Source organism: Janthinobacterium sp. GW822-FHT07A03 (assembly GCF_058798815.1).
This window is the reverse complement of sequence record NZ_JBXAKW010000002.1, coordinates 131003-151868: the sequence shown is the minus strand read 5'-3', so window position 1 is coordinate 151868 and position 20866 is coordinate 131003. Positions and strand designations below refer to the sequence as shown.

Below are 20866 nucleotides of genomic sequence, written 5' to 3'. Positions count from 1 at the left end.
AAACGATTTATACTATTTATTTCATTTATACGATATAAATCGTTTATACGGTTTATATCATTTATACCGTATAAACTGTTTATATGATTTATACGGTTAATTCCGCGGCCTTTAAATTCTTGCTATAAAGACCAGATGACGCTCTGCATTTAGCCCTGGCACCTGGATAGCCCGTAATTCCGTCACTTTCCAGTCTGCCGGCAGTCTCTCCCTCTCGTCTGGCGGTGCCACCCCTTTCAAGGCGATGAATTGCCCGCCCTCGGCCAGCACGTGGTGCGACCAGTTGACGAAGTCGGACAGGTCGGCAAAGGCGCGCGAGGTGATCACGTCGAATTTCTGCGCCACTTCCAGCTGTTCCACGCGTTTCGTGTACACGGTGACGTTGGCCAGGCCCAGTTCCGCCTTCACCTGCGTCAGGAATGCCGTCTTTTTATGCACCGTGTCGATCATCGACACCTTCACATCGGGCCGCGCGATGGCCAGGACCATGCCCGGCAAGCCGCCGCCGGCGCCCACGTCGAGCACATTCTTTGCATCCGCGAACGCCGGCACGGCGGCCAGCGAATCGAGCACGTGCAAGGTCAGCATCTGCAGGGGATCGCGCACCGACGTCAGGTTGTACACGCTGTTCCATTTGGCCAGCAAGGCCAGGTAATCGAGCAGTTTTTCCGTCTGATCCGCGCTCAGGTCAAGTCCCAGCGCGGCGATGCCTTCATTCAAAATCTGGGCAAGTTGCGCCCGGTCAAACTGCTTCATTCAACAACCTCGTCCTTTAAAGTGGTGGTCTGCGCGGCGCCAAAGCCGCGCTTTTTCAGGTGGACCAGCAGCAGCGAAATCGCCGCCGGCGTCACGCCGGAAATGCGCGATGCCTGGCCCAGGGTTTCCGGGCGCTGCTTGTCGAGTTTTTGCCGCACTTCGACCGACAGCGCACCGATATCCAGGTAGTTGAAACCGGCCGGCAGGGCCAGGTTTTCATAGTGTTCGTGGCGCTCGATTTCCTTGCTCTGGCGCTCGATGTAGCCCGCATATTTGAGCTGGATTTCCACCTGCTCGCGCACGGCGGGGTCTTCCACGCCGGGACCGGCCAAGGCCTGGCCTTCCATGCCCGTCATGCTCATCAGGGTGTCGTAGGCCACGTTCGGACGGCACAGCAGATCCGCCAGCGAGTACTCGCGCTCGATGGCCTGGCCAACGATACGTTCCGACTCGGCGGCCGCCAGGATGCGCGGATTGACCCACGTGGAACGCAGACGCTCGAGCTCGCGTGCCACCGCTTCGCGCTTGGTCTCGAAGGCTTGCCATTGGGCGTCGCCCACGCAGCCCAAGGCGCGGCCGATTTCCGTCAGGCGCATGTCGGCATTGTCTTCGCGCAGGCTCAAACGGTACTCGGCGCGGCTGGTGAACATGCGGTACGGCTCCTGCACGCCCTGGGTGATCAAGTCGTCGACCAGCACGCCCAGATAGGCCTCGGAGCGGCCCGGTACCCAGGCTTCCTTGTCCTGCGTCAACAAGGCCGCATTCAAGCCCGCCAGCATGCCTTGCGCGGCCGCTTCCTCGTAGCCGGTGGTGCCGTTGATCTGGCCGGCGAAGAACAGGCCCGCGACGGCCTTCGTTTCCAGCGACGCTTTCAAGCCGCGCGGGTCGAAATAGTCGTATTCGATGGCGTAGCCGGGACGCAGGATATGCGCGTTTTCCATGCCCTTCATCGATTGCACCAGGGCGATCTGCACGTCGAATGGCAAGCTCGTGGAGATGCCGTTCGGATAGAACTCGTGCGTCGTCAAGCCTTCCGGCTCGAGGAAGATCTGGTGCGATTCCTTGCCCGAGAAGCGGTGGATCTTGTCTTCGATCGACGGGCAGTAGCGCGGGCCCACGCCTTCGATGACGCCCGTATACATGGGGCTGCGATCCAGGCCGGCGCGGATGATGTCGTGCGTCTGGCTATTCGTGTGCGTGACCCAGCACGGCACCTGGCGCGGGTGCATGGCCGTGTTGCCCATCACCGAAAACACGGGTACGGGATCGAGGTCGCCCGGCTGTTCTTGCATCACGGAAAAGTCGATCGTGCGGCCATCGATGCGCGGCGGCGTGCCCGTTTTCAAACGGCCCTGCGGCAGTTTTAGCTCTTTCAAGCGGGCGGACAGCGAGATGGCCGGCGGGTCGCCGGCGCGGCCAGCCGAGTAGTTATTCAGGCCGACGTGGATCTTGCCGTCGAGGAAAGTACCGGCCGTCAGGACCACGGCGCGCGCGAGAAACTTCAGGCCGATCTGCGTCACGGCACCGACGACCCGGTCGCCTTCGACGATCAGATCATCGACGGCTTGCTGGAACAGCCACAGATTCGGCTGGTTTTCCAGGCGCGTGCGGATAGCGGCCTTGTAGAGAATACGGTCGGCCTGGGCGCGCGTGGCGCGGACTGCCGGGCCTTTCGAGGAATTCAGGATGCGGAACTGGATGCCGGACTCATCGGTGGCAATCGCCATCGCGCCGCCCATGGCATCAACCTCCTTGACCAGGTGGCCCTTGCCGATGCCACCGATGGAGGGGTTGCACGACATCTGGCCCAATGTCTCAATATTATGCGTGAGCAATAGCGTCTTCTGCCCCATGCGGGCGGAAGCGAGGGCCGCCTCGGTACCGGCGTGACCACCACCGACAACGATGACGTCGAATTCTGTAGGAAATAACATGATAAATAGGTAACAGTGCAAGTAAAAATGCGGGAAGAGAGCTCCGATTATAGAGTCTTTTTGCAAGCGCAACCTTCCACGGGCCAATTTTTGCTTAATTTTTACTCAGCAAGGGCAAGTCGACGGCGATTTTTGTTTCACGTGGAACACGCAGCGGTGCCTGGACAGAGCCCGCGAGGGGGCTGCGGCGGCCGCCAATGTTTGCTACAATTGCCGCGTCGTCCGCATCCTTGGTCACGCCAGTGACTATCGCGACGATCATCCAGGAGGACGGCCTCCCCCATCATGGGAACACACCGGGACGGCCCGCTCTGTATAAGGAGCCGCCATGGCCTGGATACTGTTAATTATTGCCGGCATGCTTGAAGTCGTGTGGGCATATTCAATGAAACTCTCCGAGGGTTTCACCAAAATCACTCCCTCCGTTGTCACCGTCATCATGATGATCGCCAGCTTCGGCTTGCTGTCGCTGGCCATGCGTACCCTGCCCCTGGGCACGGCCTACACCATCTGGACGGGCATCGGCGCCGTCGGCGCCTTTATCGTCGGCATCGTCTTTCTGGGCGAGCAAGTCAACACCATGCGCGTGTGCGCCGCCGTGCTCATCGTGTGCGGCATCGTGCTGATGAAACTGTCGTCCAGCCACTGAGAGGAACCCCCATGCTCCTCGAAAACTATTTTCCCGTCCTCCTGTTCATTCTGATCGGCATCCTGGTCGGCATCGTGCCCATGCTGCTGGGACGCGTACTCGGGCCGCACAAGCCCGATCCGCAAAAACTGTCCCAGTACGAATGCGGCTTCGAAGCGTTCGGCGACGCGCGCATGAAGTTCGACATCCGCTTCTACCTGGTCGCCATCCTCTTCATCCTGTTCGATATCGAGGTGATCTTCCTGATGCCGTGGGCAGCCAACGTCAACGCGCTGGGACTTGCCGGCTTCTGGGCCGTCATGGGTTTTCTGGGCGTACTGACCATCGGCCTGGCCTATGAATGGAAACGCGGCGCGCTGGAGTGGGAGTGAACAAGCTGCTGTTTCTCAACCTGCTCATGGGAGTTGGCCTGGCCTATGCGGCCGTGCGCGAATATCGAAAAGATACGCGCACGTTCCGTCTTCTGGCCGTCGTGGCCAGCCTGTCGCTCGCCGTGACTCTGGCGCTGGCCATCCAGCGGTCAGGCATAAACGGTTCCACGTGAAACATGCGCGGGGCGGGAAAGCGGAGTAAGCTGGGCTTCTGTCTTTCTGTCAGGAGTCCGCATGTCCGCCTTCCAGTTCCGCACCGTGCCGCATCTGATCGTTGAAGCGGGCGCCGCCGCCCAACTGGGCGCGCACATCGCCCATCACTTCCCCAAGGTTCGCCGTGCCCTGCTCGTCACCGATGCAGGTTTTTTGCGCACGGGCCTGGCCGATGCTCCGCTGCACAGCTTGCAGGCGGCCGGCATCGAGGTACACGTCTTTTCCGATGTGCAAGCCGATCCGCCTGAAGCCATCGTGCTGGCCGGCGTCGCCCAGGCCCAGATGTTTCACGTGGAACTGATTATCGGCCTCGGCGGCGGCAGTTCGCTGGACGTGGCCAAGCTGATCGCCGTACTGGCGCCGGGCCGCCAGGAACTGGCCCAGCTGTATGGCATCGGCAATGTGCACGGCCAGCGCCTGCCCCTGGTGCAATTGCCGACGACGGCCGGCACGGGCTCGGAAGTGACCCACATCGCCATCGTCACCACGGGCGCCACCAGCAAGATGGGCGTCGTCGCGCCGCAACTGTATGCGGACCTGGCCATCCTCGACGCCCAGCTGACCCTGGGCTTGCCGCCGGCCGTGACGGCCGCCACCGGCATCGACGCCATGGTGCATGCGATCGAAGCCTACACCAGCCGCCTGCTGAAGAATCCCTTGTCCGACATGCTGGCCACCCAGGCACTGTCGCTGCTGCACGCCAATCTGCTCAGCGCTTGCCGCGATGGCAGCAACTTGCCGGCGCGGCAAGCCATGCTGCTGGGCGCCATGCTGGCCGGTCAGGCGTTTGCCAATGCGCCCGTGGCTGCCGTGCACGCGCTCGCCTATCCCATCGGCGGCCTGTTCCACGTGCCGCATGGCTTGTCGAATGCGCTGGTGCTGCCGCACGTGCTGCGCTTTAATTTGTCCCATGCGGCGCCACTGTACGCGCAACTGGCCACCATTCTCCAGCCCGGTATCACGGGCAGCGACGAAGCGCGGGCCGTGGCCCTGATCGACGCCATGCAGGACATTGCCGTGGCCACGGGCATCGCGCGCACCCTGCGCGAGGTGGGCATCGCGGCCGGCGACCTGGACCGTCTGGCCGATGAAGCCATGCTGCAGACGCGCTTGCTGGGCAACAATCCCCGCCCCGTCACGCGCGGCGATGCGCGCGCCATCTATGCTGCCGCACTGTGAGCCAGCAGACTGAAGCAGCCAACCCGCCCTGCTACACTGCCGCCATGACGCCTCCCGATATCCCCATACATCCCGACAGCACCCATTTTCCACACGGGGCCTGTGCCGGCTGCCATGACAGCGCGCCGCTGCCGTTTGCCTTCGAGTATGCCTATCAGCCCATCGTCGACCTGGCCACGCGCAGCATCTATGCGCACGAGGCGCTGGTGCGCGGCCCGAACGGCGAAAGCGCGGCCAGCGTGCTGGCGCAAGTCAACGACGCCAACCGCTACCGCTTCGACCAGGCGTGCCGCGTCAAGGCCGTGGCTGGCGCTGCACGCCTCGGCATGCAGGGCTTCCTGTCGATCAATTTTCTGCCCAACGCCGTCTACCGCCCGGAAGTATGCATCCGCAGCACCCTGGAAGCGGCCAGGCTGCATCACTTCCCTACCGACAAGATCATCTTTGAAATGACGGAAGGCGAACGGGTGCAAGACCGTCCCCACCTGGTCGAGATTTTCCGCGCCTACCACCGCTTCGGTTTCCAGACGGCCATCGATGATTTCGGCGCCGGCCATGCGGGCTTGAACCTGCTGGCCGAATACCAGCCCGACATCATCAAGATCGACATGGACCTGGTGCGGGGGATCGATACGCAGGCGCCACGCCAGGCAATCGTGCGGGCCATCACCAGCCTGTGCCGCGAGCTTGGTATCCGCGTGCTGGCCGAGGGCATCGAGACACGCGCCGAGCGCGACTTCCTGGCCGGCTGCGGCATTTCCCTGATGCAGGGCTACTGGTTTTCCAAGCCCGTCTTCCAGGGCTTGGGCCACATCGCCGATATGGCCTGGGAATAAAAACGGCCACGTGAAACGTGGCCGCAGGTTCCATAAACGATACTGCCTAGTTGGGAATATCGACGACAGTGCCCGTCACGCTGATGGCATTGCCGGGCGCCGGCGTTGCCGCAATCGCCGGCACGTTGACGTTCGTGATCAAGGTCGACGCATCGGCGCGCGTCACCGTGCGCACCACCTGCGATGGCGGCAAGGCTTGCTTGGCGTTCAAGTGCGCATACATGGCGTCGAGCGCCCGGTTCAGGTAGACGTGCAGGGGCACGATCAGGGTCGGCAAGGCGCTGCTGAAGGAATCGAAGTGGTTGGCATTGGTCACCTCGATATAGCGCAGCTGGCTATTGCCCCCTTCCACGGCGGCATTCAGGCCAAGGTAGGCGCGCGAAGCGTGATTGACGGGAATCAAGGTATCGCTGCGGCCGTGCACGATAATGGCCGGCTTGCCCTGCAATTTGCCGCTGGCCGCGACCTCGGCCATGCCGGCCCGCACGCGCACGCTTTGCCCGGCCAGGGTGCCTTCCAGGTTGGCGCCGCTGACGGCGTCGCGCCCCGTCGCCAGGCTGCGCAGGCACAGGAAGCCATCGAGCGACTGGTCCGCCAGGCTGGTCGATGGCGACACGCCGGCCGTGTAGACCTTGGCGCCGCCCACGCTGTTCTCGTACACGACATTGCCGAGGATACCGTTTTGCGCGGCAAAGCTGGCCGCCTTTTGCGCCGACGTGAACGCGATCGGATTGCCACTGCCATCCGTCTGCGCAAACGTGAAACCGCAGACTTTATCGGTCACGGAGAATTTCCCGTAGGCATACGCATACGTGACGGCCACGAGGATGTTCGTACCCGCGTGCGCCGCCTGCAGTGGATCGGAATCGACCAGCCAGCCATACGCGCGCAAGCGCTGCTTCGCGTCCGCCTGCTGCGCCGCCAGGTCGGCGCCGTTCAATAAGCCCTTGGCCACCAGCGCCGTGCAGCGTCCCGCATTGCCGGCCACGGAAGCGATGCACGGCTGATACAGGGCCGCATAGGTGGCATAGTCGAACAGGGCGCGGCCCGGATTGGCGACCACCACCCCGCCTTGGCGCACGCTGTAGGCGCTCGACGCCGCCGGCTGGATTTGCGGTTCGCTGGCCGCCACGCCGCCGATCAAGCCTTTCGTATCCTGTTCCGCCGCCAGCAAGGCCGAGCCGGCACCGTTGGAAATGCTCGAGGCGATCGTGATCGTGTTCTTCGGCGTCAGCCGCACGATGCGCGAACTGCCGTCGCGCGCCAGCACGCCGTAGCGTTCATTCAAGACGTAAAACGCCATCTCGACCGCCTGCAAGGTCACCTTGCCCCAGTCCTTCTCCGGGTTCTGCTGCGAGTGCGCATGCTTGAAGGCGATGCGGTTCGGATAGGCGCCAGCCCAGGCCAGCCGGTCGGCATCGCTCAAGTCCGGCGCGAAGAGCGCGTTCTTGCCGGCGGCCACCCTGCCCGCGCGCAGGCCGTTCTGCAGGTTGACGCTGTCGTCCTCGAACACATACAAGCCCGTGCCGGAACCCTTGTCGGCATACGCCACGGCGCAGCCCTTCTTCAGGCCCCATTCGCCCGAGCTGCCGATGGCGCCATAGATGCCGCGCGAGCCGCTCGACGTGCCCGTGACGATGCAGGCATGGTCCGGGTCGAAGCTGGCCGGCACCTGCACCATCAGGGTGACATTCTTCTTGCCCGTGCCATCGTCCGCATAGGCGATGTATTCGCTGCCCGCGACCAGGCCCTCGCCGCTGCCCACGTTGCCGGCCGCATCCACGTTCGGTCCGTACAAGGTGCCGTAGCCGCTGTTGGCCGCGATGTCGAGCACGGCGCGGTAATTGGCGTAGATCGCATTGCGGCGCAGTTCGACCGGCGTCGGCTGTTCCGCATTCGCATACGCGGGCGTGGCGCCCGCCAGCCCCGTCTTGCCCAGGCCGGCCGTCAGCAGATCGTTCGTCTTGCCGTCGTAGTCGGCGCGCGTGATGGTGCCCAGGTAGCTGGGCATCTGGTTCAGCTCTTCCGGCGCATGGTTGCTGCCGCAGGCTGCCAACGCCAGCAGGGTGCATAAGCTCATGCCAGTGCCCGCGCGCGTGATCGTCATTTGCATGGTGGTTCTCTCCGTTGAGGTAACAGTGGACGCACAATGAAAAACGCCGGACGAATCGTCCGGCGTTGCTTGAAAATCAGGCAGCGGCTTTGGCAGCCCTGCCGCCGAAGCGCGCGATGGCTTCGCCGACGATGCCGCGCCGGAACAGCAGCACGCAGATGACGAAGATCACGCCCGTGACCATGCCCACCGATTCGCCCAGGGTGCCGAACCACTCGATGCCCGTGTGCGTGGCCAGATAGGTACCGACATCGCCCAGCTTGTTTTCCAGCGCGATGATCAGCACGGCGCCGAGGATGGGGCCGGACAAGGTGCCCATGCCGCCCACCAGGGTCATCAGCACGACCAGGCCCGACATGCCCCAGTACACGTCGGTCAAGGTCTCAAAGCCCAGCACCAGCGTCTTGGTGGCGCCGGCCAGGGCGGCCAGCGAAGCGGACAGGACGATGGCCATCAGCTTGTACTTGTTGACGTCGTAGCCGAGCGAGATGGCGCGCGGTTCGTTTTCCTTGATGGCCTTGAGCACTTGTCCGAACGGCGAGTGAATGGTGCGCACGATCAGGGCGAAGCCGGCAACGAAGATGGCCAGCACCACGTAGTACAACACCGTGTCATTGCCCAGGTCTATCGTGCCCAGCAAGGTTCCACGTGGAACACCCTGCAAGCCATCCTCGCCGCCCGTGAAGGGCAGGCGCAAGGCCAGGAAGTACACCATCTGCGCCAGCGCCAGGGTGATCATCGTAAAGTAGATGCCCTGGCGGCGGATCGCCAGGCCGCCGATCACCAGGCCCAGCAAGGCGCCCGTGGCCACGCCGGCCAGCAAGCCCAGTTCCGTCGGCCAGCCCCAGGTGCGCAGCGCGTAGCCGGTGACATAGCCGGCGCCGCCGAAGAAGGCCGCGTGGCCGAACGACAGCAAACCCGTGTAGCCGATCAGCAAGTTGAAAGCGCAGGCAAACAGGGCAAAGCACAGCAACTTCATCAGGAAGACGGGGTAGCCGTAAAACGGGGCCGCCAACGCCAGCAGCAGGGCAATGGCGTAGCCTACATTCTTATTCATCGTGGTAGCTCCAATACATGACTGATGAGGATTACTTTTCTTTGCCGAACAGGCCGGCGGGACGCAGCAGCAGCACGATGACCATCACCACGAACACCACGGTGGCCGAGCCTTCCGGGTAGAACACGCGGGTCAGGCCCTCGATCACGCCCAGGCCCAGGCCCGTCAGGATGGAACCCATGATGGACCCCATGCCGCCGATCACCACCACGGCAAACACGACGATGATCAGGTTCGAGCCCATCAGCGGCGAGACCTGGATGATCGGCGCCGCCAGCACGCCGGCGAACCCGGCCAGCGCCACGCCGAAGCCGAACGTCAAGGTCACCATCAGCGGCACGTTGATGCCGAACGCTTCCACCAGTTTCGGGTTTTCCGTGCCGGCCCGCAGGTAGGCCCCTAATTTGGTTTTCTCGATGACGAACCAGGTGGCCAGGCAGACGGAGAGCGAGGCGATGACGACCCAGGCGCGGTAGTTCGGCAGGATCATGAAGCCCAGGTCCGTCGCGCCGGCCAGCGCTTCGGGCACGGCATACGGCTGGCCCGAGACGCCATAGAAGGAGCGGAACACGCCTTCCATGATCAGGGTGATGCCGAACGTCAGCAGCAAGCCATACAGGTGGTCGAGTTTATACAGCCAGCGCAGCATGGTCTTTTCGATCAGGATGCCGATCAGGCCGACGAGGATCGGGGCGATGACCAGCATGGCCCAGTAATTGATGTCGAAATAGCTGAGGCCCATCCAGGCCAGGAAGGCGCCCATCATGTACATGGCGCCGTGCGAGAAATTAATAACGTTGAGCAAGCCGAAGATGACGGCCAGACCGAGGGACAACATGGCATAGAACGAGCCGTTGACGAGACCCAGCAGCAGCTGGCTCATCATCGCTTGTAATGGAACGCCGAAAATTTCCATGGCATCACAGTATAAAAAGCACCGCCGCAAGACGGTGTGGTATCAAGGGAAACACGCCACCGCGAACCAGACTGGTGCGGCGGCGCAAGGCGAACCCTGCGAGCGAAGAGCGTGCAGGACAGAGCGCCCGCGCAGTGGCGGGCACTCCGTTGATGTTGCTACAGCGTTACTTCCACAGCGAACACTTCGATTCAGCCTTGGTCACATACGCTTGCGCACCGGGCACGGTGGCGACCACCTTGTAGTAATCCCATGGGTATTTCGACTCGGACGGCTTCTTGACTTCCATCAAATACATATCGTGCACCATGCGGCCATCGGGGCGCACTTCGCCATTCTGGGTGAACATGTCGTTGATCTTGGTCTTTTTCAGGTAGGCCATGACCTTCTCGGTATCATCCGTGCCGATCGCCTTGACGGCTTTCAGGTAGTTCGCCGCGGCCGAATAATCGGCCGCCTGCAGCATCGACGGTTCCTTCTTCATCTTGGCGAAATAGCGTTTCGACCAGGCGCGCGTTTCCGCATTCAAGTCCCAGTACCAGCCATCGGTCAGGTACATGCCTTGCGTCAGGTTCAGGCCCAGCGAGTGGATGTCATTGATGAAGATCAGCAAGCCGGCCAGTTTCATCGATTTGGTCAGGCCGAACTCATTGGCCGCCTTGATGCTGTTGATGGCGTCGCCGCCCGCATTGGCCAGGCCGAGGATTTGCGGTTTGGCCGCTTGCGCCTGCAGCAGGAAGGACGAGAAATCGGACGCGCCCAGCGGATGCTTGACGCTGCCCAGCACCTTGCCGCCGGCCGCCTTGACGACCTCGGCCGTGTCTTTTTCCAGCGAATGGCCAAACGCATAGTCGGCCGTCATGAAATACCAGTTCTTGCCGCCCTGCTTGACGATGGTGCCGCCCGTGCCGCGCGCCAATGCCACTGTGTCGTAGGCGTAATGCACGGTGTACGGCGTGCATTCCTCGTTCGTCAGGCGCGAGGAGCCGGCGCCGATGGCAATGAAGATTTTCTTCTTTTCCGCCGCGACCTTGGCCATCGCCAGGCTGGCGCCGGAATTGGTGCCGCCGATCAGCATGTCGACGCCCTGCTGGTCGAACCATTCGCGCGCCTTCGAGGCGGCGATGTCGGCCTTGTTTTGATGGTCGGCGGAAATGAATTCCACCTTCTTGCCGGCCAGTACCACGCCGGCATCGGCGATCGCCATCTTGATGGCTTCCGCGCCGCCGAGGCCGTCGACGTCGGAATATACGCCCGACATGTCGGAAATAAAGCCGATCTTGATGGTGTCGCCCGATACCTGGGCATGTGCGGCAGCGGAAAAACCCAGGGCGCACAGGGTGGCGGTGGCAATGGCGATAGCGTTACGTTTCATAGTGTCTCCGTTGGGATTATTGTTTGCTATTTAAACGATTGCTCGACGACGATACGGAACTACATGGGCATTACACGCCAAGCAGCTCGGTCAATACCGGCATCTTGGCTTCCAGTTCGGATGCAGCAAAGGTCTCGACGATCTGACCGTGCTCCATCACATAAAACCGGTCCGCCAGCGGCGCGGCAAACCGGAAATTCTGTTCCACCATGACGATGGTGTAGCCCTTTGCCTTCAGGGTGGTAATCATGCGCGCCAGGCCCTGCACGATGACGGGCGCCAGGCCTTCGGAAATTTCATCGAGCAGCAGCAAACGCGCGCCCGTGCGCAGGATGCGCGCCACGGCCAGCATCTGCTGCTCCCCGCCCGACAATCGCGTGCCCTGGCTGTGGCGGCGCTCCTGCAAGTTCGGGAACATGGCGTAGATTTCCTCCACCGACATGCCCTTCTCGCCGCTGGCCAGGGTCGGCGGCAGCAGCAGGTTTTCCTCGGTCGACAGCGACGAGAAAATGCCGCGCTCTTCAGGACAGTAACCGATACCCAGGTGGGCGATTTTGTGCGTGGCCAAACCTATCGCTTCGGCGCCATTGACTTTGATGGAGCCCGTGCGCGCGCCCGTCAAGCCCATGATGGCGCGCAAGGTGGTCGTGCGGCCGGCGCCGTTGCGGCCCAGCAAAGTCACCACCTCGCCCTGCTCCACTTTCAGGTTGACGTCGTGCAAGATGTGCGATTCGCCATACCAGGTGTGCAGTTGCGAAATTTCCAGCGCGGGTGCGCCGCCATTTACTTGTGTCGCCATCAATGCGCCCCTTCCAGTTCGGCGTGGGTGGTGCCCATGTAGGCTTCCATCACTTGCGGATTGCGCGACACTTCCGCGTAACTGCCTTCGGCCAGCATGGCGCCGCGCTGCAGGACGGAAATCTTGTCGCAGATGCCAGACACCACGCTCATATTGTGTTCCACCATCAAAATCGTGCGGCCAGCCGACACTTTTTTGATCAGTTCCGTCACGCGGTGCACGTCTTCGTGGCCCATGCCTTGGGTCGGTTCGTCGAGCAGCATCATTTCCGGCTCCATCGCCAGGGTGGTGGCGATTTCCAGCGCCCGCTTGCGTCCGTAGGGCATGTCGACCGTGATGGTGTCGGCAAACTCCGTCAGGTCGACTTCGGCCAGCAAGGCCATGGCACGGTCGTTGAGCTGGTTCAAGGCACGTTCGCTTTGCCAGAAATGGAACGAGGTGCCAAGCTGGCGCTGCAAGCCGATGCGTACATTTTGCAGCACGGACAAATGCGGGAAGACGGCGGAAATCTGGAAGGAACGGATGACGCCCATGCGGGCGATCTGCGCCGGTTTGGCGGCCGTGATATCTTTCCCATTGAACAGGATCTGTCCGGATGTGGGGACCAGGAATTTGGTGAGCAAGTTGAAACACGTGGTCTTGCCGGCGCCGTTAGGACCGATCAAGGCGTGGATATGGCCCCGCTCTACCTTCAGGTTCACCTCGCTCACAGCGGTGAACCCCTTGAATTCCTTGGTCAAATTTCTTGTTTCCAAGATTACGTTTGACATCGTGTCTCCTAGTTGTACTTTTTGTACTACTTAGTCATTTTTATAATACACAACTTAAATTTAACGCACAATACAGTATAACTACGGGGATTTTTCGCCAGCCCGAATGGCGCAAACTCGCACGCTTGCCCCGCTATTTCCAGGCCGCGTGTATCATTTGCGCCGCTTTTTCCGCGATCATCACGGTGGGCGAGTTCGTGTTACCAGAAGTAATGTACGGCATGATCGAGGCATCGACGACACGTAAACCATCTACGCCGATCACGCGCAACTGGCTGTCGACCACGCTCGAGGCATCGCTTGCCAGGCCCATGCGGCAGGTGCCCACGGGGTGGAAGATGGTGGTGCCAATCTGGCTGGCCGCCTGCGCCAGCTCTTCCTGGCTCTGGAATTGCACGCCCGGCTTGTATTCTTCGGGAGCGAATTTTTTCAGGGCCGGCGCGGCGGCGATGGCCCGCGTCAGGCGCAAGGCATCGGCCGCCACGGCGCGGTCCTGCTCGGTACTCAGGTAATTGGGCACGATCTTCGGCGCCGCGTAGCTGTCGGCCGACGCGATGTGCACATGGCCGCGCGAAGTCGGGCGCAGATTGCAGACGCTGGCCGTAAACGCGGGAAACGCGTGCAAGGGTTCGCCGAATTTGTCGAGCGACAGCGGCTGCACGTGGTATTGCAGGTTCGGCGTGGCTTGCTGCGGATCGGACTTGGCAAACGCCCCCAGCTGCGATGGCGCCATCGACATGGGCCCGCTCTGGAACAACGCATATTGTAAGCCGATCTGCATTTTTCCCACGATATTGCTGGCCATCACGTTCAAGGTCTTGACGCCCTGCACCTTGTACACCATGCGCAGCTGCAAATGGTCCTGCAAATTGCCGCCCACGCCAGCCGAGTCCAGCACGGGCGTGATGCCATGTTCGCGCAGCAAGGCAGCCGGGCCGATGCCGGACAATTGCAGCAATTGGGGCGAACCGATGGCGCCCGCCGTCAGCAAGGTTTCCCGTTTGGCCGTCGCCTGCCACTGCGTGCCGCCGCCCGTCAACACGATGCCCGTGCAGCGCGGTCCCGTTTCCGTCGTTTCCAGCAACAGACGTTCCACGTGACAACCCGTCATGATGGTCAGGTTCGGCCGGCGCGCGGCCGGTTTCAGGAACGCTTTCGAGGTATTCCAGCGGATGCCGCGGCGCTGATTGACGTCGAAATACGCGCTGCCGCTATTGTCGCCGCCATTGAAATCGCTGGTTTTCGGGATGCCCACCTGCTGCGCCGCGTCGCGGAACGCATTCAAAATATCCCATGACAGGCGCTGTTTTTCCACGCGCCATTCGCCGCCCACGCCATGGTTTTCCGATGCGCCGCCGTAATAATCCTCGCTTTGTTTAAATAGCGGCAAGACTTTGTCCCAGCGCCAGGAAGCGTCGTCCGTCAAGTCAGCCCAGTGGTCGTAATCGCCGGCCTGACCGCGCATGTAGATCATGCCGTTGATGGACGAGCTGCCTCCGAGCACTTTGCCGCGCGGATACATCAGGCTGCGTCCGCCCAGGCCCGCGTCCGCCTGCGTGGAATACAGCCAGTCCGTGCGGGGATTGCCGATGCAATGCAGATAGCCGACGGGGATGTGGATCCACACGTAATCGTCCTTGCCGCCCGCTTCCACGAGTAAAACGCTGGCATCCTTGTCGCGCGTGAGCCGGTTGGCCAGCACGCAACCTGCCGTGCCGCCGCCCACGATGATGTAGTCGTATTCGCCTGCCGATTCCAATGAAGCTCCTTTCGGTATGCCATCAAGCTGTCGCGCGGCGTGTCTCCCCGCCGCGTCCCGTTACCAGAGTCTGTCTTTCTTCATGCATGCATGGCTGCTGAGCCACATTGAGATTACCACCAGTGCCGGGCCAGGGCGACATTAATCGCATGACCTGCGTGATCACCGCGTAAACGAGCTCGTCTCACAGCTAAAAACCCGTCCCGAACAGGGTCTGCGAGCTGTGGATAACCGTATGGATATCCACAGGTACGATATGTGTGTAAACGAAAATTTTTTTGGACGAGTTTTTTTTATCCCAAAACCATCCCAGGCAGATACAACGCTTACTCAGCGTTTATCCGTACGCCAAGCGATTGTTTACAAGGATAAATCAGGACTTATCCACAGAAGTTGTCGCCGTTAACTACTATTACTATTCTTGTATACGATCTTGTTAAGGTAAACCCGACAACGCGTGCTTTGCCTGCCCTTGCTACAAAGGAAAGCCCTGCAGCCTTCTCCTTAAAAAAAAACCGCAAGCGGCTTCTGTACGCAAAAAAAATCCAGCCAACAACTGAGCAACGAAAACCGGCACGGCCGGCGTCATGCAAGCAGCACTGCCAAACCGTTTTGCAAAATGGAAATGTCAACGGACCTTGCCAGGCGCAGCGTCAGCAAACCGCATGAGGTCGAAATAAGGAGGAATTTGAGACGATTGTGGATAAGTCACTTGATATCCACAGGATGACTTGTGAGTAAACACGAAGTTATGCGCAGGCCCGCATTTTATACAATTTTGCTCCTCGCGTGATACAGCGATTATGCACGCTTTATTTTGCGCGTAAACGGTTGATCCTGTTGAAAAAAAGCGACTTATCCACAGAAAAAAACGCGTTTACTATTACTACTATTTTTATATATAGATCTATTGTAAACCGACAAAAAAAGCGGAAGTCCGGGGATATTTCCAAAAAACATATAAAAAACGTCAAGAAAAGAAGCCAACGGCAACAGCGCGACCCACTGCCAAACCGTCTTCCAGGAATCACCTGGATGCCGATGTTCGTGAAAGAACAGCGCTCGTGATCGCTCAACGTTGATTGCCAGACAGAGATCCGTACGTACTAAGCAGATCAAACATGCCACTACAGCAAGAAAAAACGCGATTTTTGCTTGCCGGTGTGGATAAGTGCCTGCATATCCACAGGATGAGATGTGGGAAAAGTCGATCTTTGTCCACAAGCCAATTTTTATCCCAAACAAGTCCTCCGTAGATACAATGCTTGTGCGCCTACTTTTTTGTGCGCTAAGTCGATGATTTTTAGACGGTATACCGACTTATCCACAAAAAAATGGCCGTTTACTATCATTACTATTTTTATGTATACATCTTTATTTAAAACACAGAGACAAACGCGCACGGTGGAAAAGTCGCCGAAACGGCTGTTTTCACCCTGTAAACCGTTTTGCAATACAAAAAACCTGTAAAAACAGCATGAATTCACACACAAAAATGCGTTTAGGCATCATCAGTGCCTTGCACGAAGAACAGCAGGGGCTGGTAGAAGCCATGCAAGGCCCCCAGAGGCGTTCGCACGGCATGCGCGACTACACCCTGGGAACCCTGTGGAATATCGACGCTGTGTGCGTCCTGTCGCGTCTGGGCAAGGTTGCCGCTGCCATGACAGCTTCTATCCTTGTGGAAAAGTACGGAGTTACCCACATCGTCTTCACCGGCGTGGCCGGCAGTGGGGATAAACACGTGAAAGTCGGCGATATCGTCGTGGCGGAAGCGCTGCTGCAGCACGATATGGATGCCCGTCCTTTGTTTCCCCGCTTCGAAGTGCCGCTGACGGGCTTGCAGCGCTTCGCCACGGACCTGGAGCTGAGCACGCAACTGGCAGCTTCCGCGGAAGATTTCCTGCGTGACGATGTTTCCAGCGTGCTCAAGGCGGCCGATATCGTGCAATTCGGCTTGCAGCACGCGCAGGTGCACCGGGGCCTGATCGCCAGCGGCGACCAGTTCATTGGCAGCGCGGCGCATATCAACCAGCTGAAAGCGGATATTCCGGATCTGCTGGCCGTCGAAATGGAAGGCGCCGCCGTGGCGCAAGTGTGTTTTGAACTCGGCGTGCCGTTTACGGTCATGCGCACCATTTCCGACAACGCGAATGAGGAGGCGGCCGTCGACTTCATGCGTTTCGTGCAGAGCGTCGCCTCGCCGTATGCGTTTGCGGTGATTCAGCAGCTATGCCAGCGCCTGGCTGGCTGATTTTTATTCAAGCGTGCATAAAAAAAGGGCAGAACCACTGGTTCTGCCCTTTTTTGCGTTGATGACTTGCTTAAATATTAGACACTCAGCATCATCAGGCTGGCGTTGCCGCCCGCTGCCGTCGTATTCACGCACAGCGCCCGCTCGGCGACCAGGCGCCACAGGGGGATGGCACTGTCCTGCGTGGTGGCGATGGTGGCCACCAGGGCCCCTTCCCGTGCCGCCAGCAGCGGTTTGAGCTGGCCATCGAGGCTAGGCTCGATCATGGCGATCTGGAAATCCTGCTTGACCGACTCCAGGCTGCTGATGATCTGGATGCGGTCCTTCAACGCCGCCGGCAAGTCGCCCGGGATCAACTCCGGCGCTTGCGCCAGCACCAGGGCCTGGTTACCGGTGGCCAGGACGGCCGCCAGCTGGTTCATCAGCGTGCCGGACGTGGCTGCCGCGCACAGGATCGTGCCCCGCGCGGCAAAGCTCAGGGTATTGCGCTCGCCCGTCGGGCCTGGCAAGACGGTGGTGCTGCCCAGCAAGGTGGTGCGTGCGTATTCCTGCGCCAGTTGCTGCACCTTGTCGTGGCCATGCATCTTCGCCCACACGGTCAGCGCGTCGAGCGCGGGCGGTGCCTGGCGCTGGTGCTGCGCGCCGGCCGGCGCATTGCGCTGCAGGCGTTTCAGGTACAGGGGGCCGCCCGCCTTCGGTCCCGTGCCCGATTTGCCTTCGCCGCCGAATGGCTGCACGCCGACGACGGCGCCGACGATGTTGCGGTTGACATAAATATTACCCACGTGCGCGCGCTGGGTGATGAAAGCGATGGTCTCGTCGATGCGCGTATGGATGCCCAGGGTCAGGCCGTAACCGCTGTCGTTGATCGATTGCACCAGTTGCGGCAGTTCGGCCCGCTTGTAGCGGATCACGTGCAGCACGGGGCCGAAGACTTCCTGCGTCAGCTGCGCCAGCGACTTGATTTCCAGCACGGTCGGGGCGACGAACGTGCCTTTGACGGTCGGCAAATCGAGCGAATAATGGTCGATGGCCATGGTTTTCATCTTGTTGATGTGCGCCAGCAAGTTACTTTGCGCTTCCGCATCGATGACGGGACCGATATCGGTCGCCAGGCGGTCAGGATTGCCAACGCGCAATTCCTGCATGGCGCCTTTCAGCATGTGGATGGTCTTGTCGGCGATTTCCGCTTGCAGGAACAGCACGCGCAAGGCCGAGCAGCGCTGGCCGGCGCTGTCGAAGGCGGACGACATCACGTCCTGCACCACCTGTTCCGGCAAGGCGGACGAATCGACGATCAGGGCATTCTGGCCGCCCGTTTCGGCGATCAGGGGAATGTCGATGCCTTCGGCCACGGCGCGCGCGGCCAGGTTGCGGTTGATCAATTGCGCCACTTCCGTCGAACCCGTGAAAATCACGCCTTTCACGCGCGCGTCATTGCACAGGCCGGCGCCAACGACCTCGCCGCTGCCGGGCAAGAATTGCAGCGCGCCGCGCGGCACGCCGGCCGCATGCAGCAATTGCACGGCGCGGTGGGCGATCAGCGGCGTTTGCTCGGCCGGCTTGGCCAGCACCACGTTGCCCGCTGCTAGGGCGGCGGCCAGCTGGCCCGTAAAGATGGCCAGCGGGAAATTCCACGGGCTGATGCAGGTGACGGGACCGAGCGCCAGGGTGTTTGGCGCGTGTTCCACCTGTGCCGCGTAGTAGCGCAGGAAGTCGACGGCTTCGCGGATTTCCGCGATCGCGTTCGGCAGCGACTTGCCCGCTTCGCGTACGGCCAGGGCCATCAGCTCGATGTGGTGTTCCTCGAACAGGTCGGCGGCGCGTTGCAACGCTTGCGCGCGGACCGATGGCTCCGTCGTTTGCCAATCCATGGCATACGCGCTGGCGCTGGCCAGCGCCGTTTCCACGTCGGCCGGACCGGCTTCCATGACCTTGCCCACGACATCGTCGTGCTGGGCCGGATTGTGGATGACTTGCATCGGCGTATTCAGGCTGACGGCGCCATCGATCAGCGGCGCCGCCTGCCAGGATTGCTGCTGCGCCAGGCCGGTGGCCAGCGTGCGCAAGGTGTCTTCATTCGACAGGTCCAGGCCGGCCGAGTTCCTGCGTTCGCTGCCAAACATGTCCAGCGGCAGCGGAATCGACGGGTGCGGCAAGCCGCCCTGCAGGCGCGCCTGTTCGAGGGGATCGCGGATCAGGCTATCGATGGCCACGCTTTCGTCGACGATCTGGTTGACGAAGGACGAGTTGGCGCCGTTTTCCAGCAGGCGGCGCACCAGGTAGGCCAGCAGGGTTTCATGCGAGCCGACGGGGGCGTAGATGCGGCACGGCTTGTCCAGGTTGTCGGGGCCGACGACCTGGTCGTACAGGGTTTCGCCCATGCCGTGCAGGCACTGGAATTCGTAGTCGGTAATGCCGTCGCGTTTCGCCCAGGTATAGATGGTCGACAGGGTTTGCGCGTTGTGCGTGGCAAATTGCGGGTAGATCAGGCTGCTGGCAGCCAGCAGTTTTTGCGCGCACACGAGGTAAGACACGTCCGTGTAGACCTTGCGCGTGTAGACGGGATAGCCTTCCTGGCCGTCGACTTGCGCGCGCTTGACTTCCGCATCCCAGTACGCGCCTTTTACCAGGCGCACCATGAACTTGCGGCCGCTGCGGCGCGCCAGGTCGATCAGGAAATCGATGGCGAACGGGCAGCGCTTCTGATACGCCTGCACCACGTAGCCGATGCCGTCGAAGCCGGACAGGTCCGCATCGAACGCCAGTGCTTCCATCAGGTCGAGCGACAGTTCCAGGCGGTCCGTCTCTTCCGCATCGATGTTGAAGCCGATGTTGTACTGTTTTGCCAGCAACAGCAGCGCTTTGACCTTCGGCAGCAATTCTTCCATGACGCGGGCGCGCTGGGCGCGGCTGTAGCGCGCGTGCAGGGCCGACAGTTTCACGGAAATGCCGGGGCCGTTGCGGATGCCGCGCCCGTTCGAGGCCTTGCCGATGGCGTGGATCGCCGTTTCGTACGAGGCGTAGTAGTTGGCCGCGTCGGCTTGCGTCAGGGCCGCCTCGCCCAGCATGTCGTACGAGTAGCGGTAGCCGCGCGTTTCATTCTCGCGGCTGTTCTTCAGCGCTTCCTCGATGGTTTGGCCCGTGACGAACTGGTTGCCCAGCATGCGCATGGCCAGGTCGACGCCCTTGCGGATCAGCGGTTCGCCGCCTTTGGCGATGAGCTTGGTCATGGCCGAACCGAGGCCCGATTCGCTGCTGGTACTGACCAGTTTGCCCGTAATCAGCAAGCCCCAGGTGGCGGCATTGACGAACAGCGACGGCGATTCACCCAGATGTTTGCGCCAGTCGCCCTTGCTGATTTTGTCGGCGATCAAACGGTCGGCCGTTTGACTGTCGGGTATACGCAACAGCGCTTCAGCCAGACACATCAATGCAACACCCTCTTCCGACGATAGCGAGAACTCGTGCATCAGTGCATCGACACCGGACGCGCGTGTGCGTTTTTGGCGCACGTTCGAGACCAGGCGGTGCGCCAGCGCTTGTCCTTCGGCCGTCGTTTCGGTGCTGCTGGGGCGCACTTGTTGCAACAGCCACTGCACGGCGGAAACCTCATCGCGCCTATAGGCGGCAGTGATGGCGGCGCGCTGGGGTGTCGCTTCGGGCAGAATTTCTGCCTGGAACGCAGCAAAAGGAATCGGGGTAAAAGCCGAGGGGCCTGCAGGGTGCATAAGTGCTCTTTACAAGGAAAAAGGGGACGAAAACTGACGTAATTCTTGCTCTTTTTTGGTGCAAAAAAATACAGAAAGTCGGACGTTAAGATGATTCGATTGTAAAGGGGATTCTTATGGATTAATTCTGGTAATACAGGGGACTAGCAATAGA

Annotated in this window: 16 protein-coding genes; 6 read left to right on the top strand and 10 right to left on the bottom strand. The window is 60.9% G+C overall.

Annotation, left to right across the window (positions count from 1 at the left end):
* Window positions 1-111 precede the first annotated feature (111 nt).
* Together rsmG and mnmG are read right to left on the bottom strand one after the other, a co-directional pair.
* Window positions 112-756 carry a 16S rRNA (guanine(527)-N(7))-methyltransferase RsmG gene (gene rsmG, locus AC1RJW_RS06690; protein WP_493044324.1) on the bottom strand — a complete coding sequence of 215 codons (645 nt, stop codon included), beginning with the start codon at window positions 754-756 and terminating at the stop codon, window positions 112-114.
* Window positions 753-2690, bottom strand: coding sequence for a tRNA uridine-5-carboxymethylaminomethyl(34) synthesis enzyme MnmG (gene mnmG, locus AC1RJW_RS06685; RefSeq protein ID WP_493044323.1), 1938 nt, complete (start codon window positions 2688-2690; stop codon window positions 753-755). The genes rsmG and mnmG overlap by 4 nt, the downstream gene beginning before the upstream one ends.
* Window positions 2691-3018: 328 nt before the next feature.
* Here mnmG and AC1RJW_RS06680 point away from each other — a divergent pair, with 328 nt between their 5' ends.
* The 5 genes from AC1RJW_RS06680 (at window position 3019) to AC1RJW_RS06660 (ending at window position 5938) form a co-directional block, all read left to right on the top strand.
* The gene (locus tag AC1RJW_RS06680) at window positions 3019-3339 is read left to right on the top strand and encodes a DMT family transporter (RefSeq protein ID WP_493044322.1); all 321 of its coding nucleotides are present in this window, start codon (window positions 3019-3021) and stop codon (window positions 3337-3339) included.
* 11 nt (window positions 3340-3350) lie between these two features.
* The gene (locus AC1RJW_RS06675) at window positions 3351-3710 is read left to right on the top strand and encodes an NADH-quinone oxidoreductase subunit A (protein WP_493044321.1); all 360 of its coding nucleotides are present in this window, start codon (window positions 3351-3353) and stop codon (window positions 3708-3710) included.
* On the top strand, window positions 3707-3883 hold the full coding sequence (locus AC1RJW_RS06670) for a hypothetical protein (RefSeq protein ID WP_493044320.1): 177 nt from the start codon (window positions 3707-3709) through the stop codon (window positions 3881-3883). Before AC1RJW_RS06675 ends, AC1RJW_RS06670 begins: the two co-directional genes overlap by 4 nt.
* A 61-nt stretch (window positions 3884-3944) precedes the next feature.
* Window positions 3945-5102 (top strand): iron-containing alcohol dehydrogenase, encoded by a 1158-nt coding sequence (locus AC1RJW_RS06665; protein WP_493044319.1) that lies wholly within the window; start codon window positions 3945-3947, stop codon window positions 5100-5102.
* Between the two features lie 44 nt (window positions 5103-5146).
* Window positions 5147-5938, top strand: coding sequence for an EAL domain-containing protein (locus AC1RJW_RS06660; RefSeq protein ID WP_493044318.1), 792 nt, complete (start codon window positions 5147-5149; stop codon window positions 5936-5938).
* Window positions 5939-5984: 46 nt separating this feature from the next.
* On the opposite strand, the gene AC1RJW_RS06655 is transcribed toward AC1RJW_RS06660, so the two are convergent.
* The 7 genes from AC1RJW_RS06655 to AC1RJW_RS06625 form a co-directional block, all read right to left on the bottom strand.
* Complete coding sequence (locus AC1RJW_RS06655; protein ID WP_493044710.1) at window positions 5985-8045, bottom strand: 3-hydroxybutyrate oligomer hydrolase family protein; 2061 nt, start codon at window positions 8043-8045, stop codon at window positions 5985-5987.
* A gap of 82 nt (window positions 8046-8127) precedes the next feature.
* Window positions 8128-9108 (bottom strand): branched-chain amino acid ABC transporter permease, encoded by a 981-nt coding sequence (locus AC1RJW_RS06650; protein WP_493044317.1) that lies wholly within the window; start codon window positions 9106-9108, stop codon window positions 8128-8130.
* A 31-nt stretch (window positions 9109-9139) separates the two neighbouring features.
* A complete protein-coding gene (locus AC1RJW_RS06645; RefSeq protein ID WP_493044316.1) occupies window positions 9140-10024 on the bottom strand; it encodes a branched-chain amino acid ABC transporter permease in 885 nt (294 codons plus the stop codon).
* Between the two features lie 166 nt (window positions 10025-10190).
* Window positions 10191-11399, bottom strand: coding sequence for an ABC transporter substrate-binding protein (locus AC1RJW_RS06640; RefSeq protein WP_475415788.1), 1209 nt, complete (start codon window positions 11397-11399; stop codon window positions 10191-10193).
* A gap of 70 nt (window positions 11400-11469) precedes the next feature.
* Window positions 11470-12198: an ABC transporter ATP-binding protein gene (locus AC1RJW_RS06635; RefSeq protein ID WP_493044315.1), complete on the bottom strand. Its 729-nt coding sequence runs from the start codon at window positions 12196-12198 to the stop codon at window positions 11470-11472.
* On the bottom strand, window positions 12198-12968 hold the full coding sequence (locus AC1RJW_RS06630) for an ABC transporter ATP-binding protein (protein ID WP_035823437.1): 771 nt from the start codon (window positions 12966-12968) through the stop codon (window positions 12198-12200). The genes AC1RJW_RS06635 and AC1RJW_RS06630 overlap by 1 nt, the downstream gene beginning before the upstream one ends.
* 133 nt (window positions 12969-13101) lie before the next feature.
* The gene (locus AC1RJW_RS06625) at window positions 13102-14727 is read right to left on the bottom strand and encodes a GMC family oxidoreductase (protein WP_493044314.1); all 1626 of its coding nucleotides are present in this window, start codon (window positions 14725-14727) and stop codon (window positions 13102-13104) included.
* Window positions 14728-16204: 1477 nt separating this feature from the next.
* On the opposite strand from AC1RJW_RS06625, the gene AC1RJW_RS06620 reads away from it, so the two are divergent.
* Window positions 16205-16981, top strand: a complete 777-nt coding sequence (locus tag AC1RJW_RS06620; protein WP_493044313.1) for a 5'-methylthioadenosine/adenosylhomocysteine nucleosidase — start codon at window positions 16205-16207, stop codon at window positions 16979-16981.
* A 77-nt stretch (window positions 16982-17058) separates the two neighbouring features.
* On the opposite strand, the gene putA is transcribed toward AC1RJW_RS06620, so the two are convergent.
* A complete protein-coding gene (gene putA / locus AC1RJW_RS06615; RefSeq protein WP_493044312.1) occupies window positions 17059-20712 on the bottom strand; it encodes a trifunctional transcriptional regulator/proline dehydrogenase/L-glutamate gamma-semialdehyde dehydrogenase in 3654 nt (1217 codons plus the stop codon).
* Window positions 20713-20866: the final 154 nt, after the last annotated feature.

Excerpts from the sequence above, each read along its gene's own strand:
- rsmG (WP_493044324.1), bottom strand. The coding sequence starts at position 756 with ATGAAGCAGTTTGACCGGGCGCAACTTGCCCAGATTTTGAATGAAGGC.
- mnmG (WP_493044323.1), bottom strand. The coding sequence starts at position 2,690 with ATGTTATTTCCTACAGAATTCGACGTCATCGTTGTCGGTGGTGGTCAC.
- AC1RJW_RS06680 (WP_493044322.1), top strand. The coding sequence starts at position 3,019 with ATGGCCTGGATACTGTTAATTATTGCCGGCATGCTTGAAGTCGTGTGG.
- AC1RJW_RS06675 (WP_493044321.1), top strand. The coding sequence starts at position 3,351 with ATGCTCCTCGAAAACTATTTTCCCGTCCTCCTGTTCATTCTGATCGGC.
- AC1RJW_RS06665 (WP_493044319.1), top strand. The coding sequence starts at position 3,945 with ATGTCCGCCTTCCAGTTCCGCACCGTGCCGCATCTGATCGTTGAAGCG.
- AC1RJW_RS06660 (WP_493044318.1), top strand. The coding sequence starts at position 5,147 with ATGACGCCTCCCGATATCCCCATACATCCCGACAGCACCCATTTTCCA.
- AC1RJW_RS06655 (WP_493044710.1), bottom strand. The coding sequence starts at position 8,045 with ATGACGATCACGCGCGCGGGCACTGGCATGAGCTTATGCACCCTGCTG.
- AC1RJW_RS06650 (WP_493044317.1), bottom strand. The coding sequence starts at position 9,108 with ATGAATAAGAATGTAGGCTACGCCATTGCCCTGCTGCTGGCGTTGGCG.
- AC1RJW_RS06645 (WP_493044316.1), bottom strand. The coding sequence starts at position 10,024 with ATGGAAATTTTCGGCGTTCCATTACAAGCGATGATGAGCCAGCTGCTG.
- AC1RJW_RS06640 (WP_475415788.1), bottom strand. The coding sequence starts at position 11,399 with ATGAAACGTAACGCTATCGCCATTGCCACCGCCACCCTGTGCGCCCTG.
- AC1RJW_RS06635 (WP_493044315.1), bottom strand. The coding sequence starts at position 12,198 with ATGGCGACACAAGTAAATGGCGGCGCACCCGCGCTGGAAATTTCGCAA.
- AC1RJW_RS06630 (WP_035823437.1), bottom strand. The coding sequence starts at position 12,968 with ATGTCAAACGTAATCTTGGAAACAAGAAATTTGACCAAGGAATTCAAG.
- AC1RJW_RS06620 (WP_493044313.1), top strand. The coding sequence starts at position 16,205 with ATGAATTCACACACAAAAATGCGTTTAGGCATCATCAGTGCCTTGCAC.
- putA (WP_493044312.1), bottom strand. The coding sequence starts at position 20,712 with ATGCACCCTGCAGGCCCCTCGGCTTTTACCCCGATTCCTTTTGCTGCG.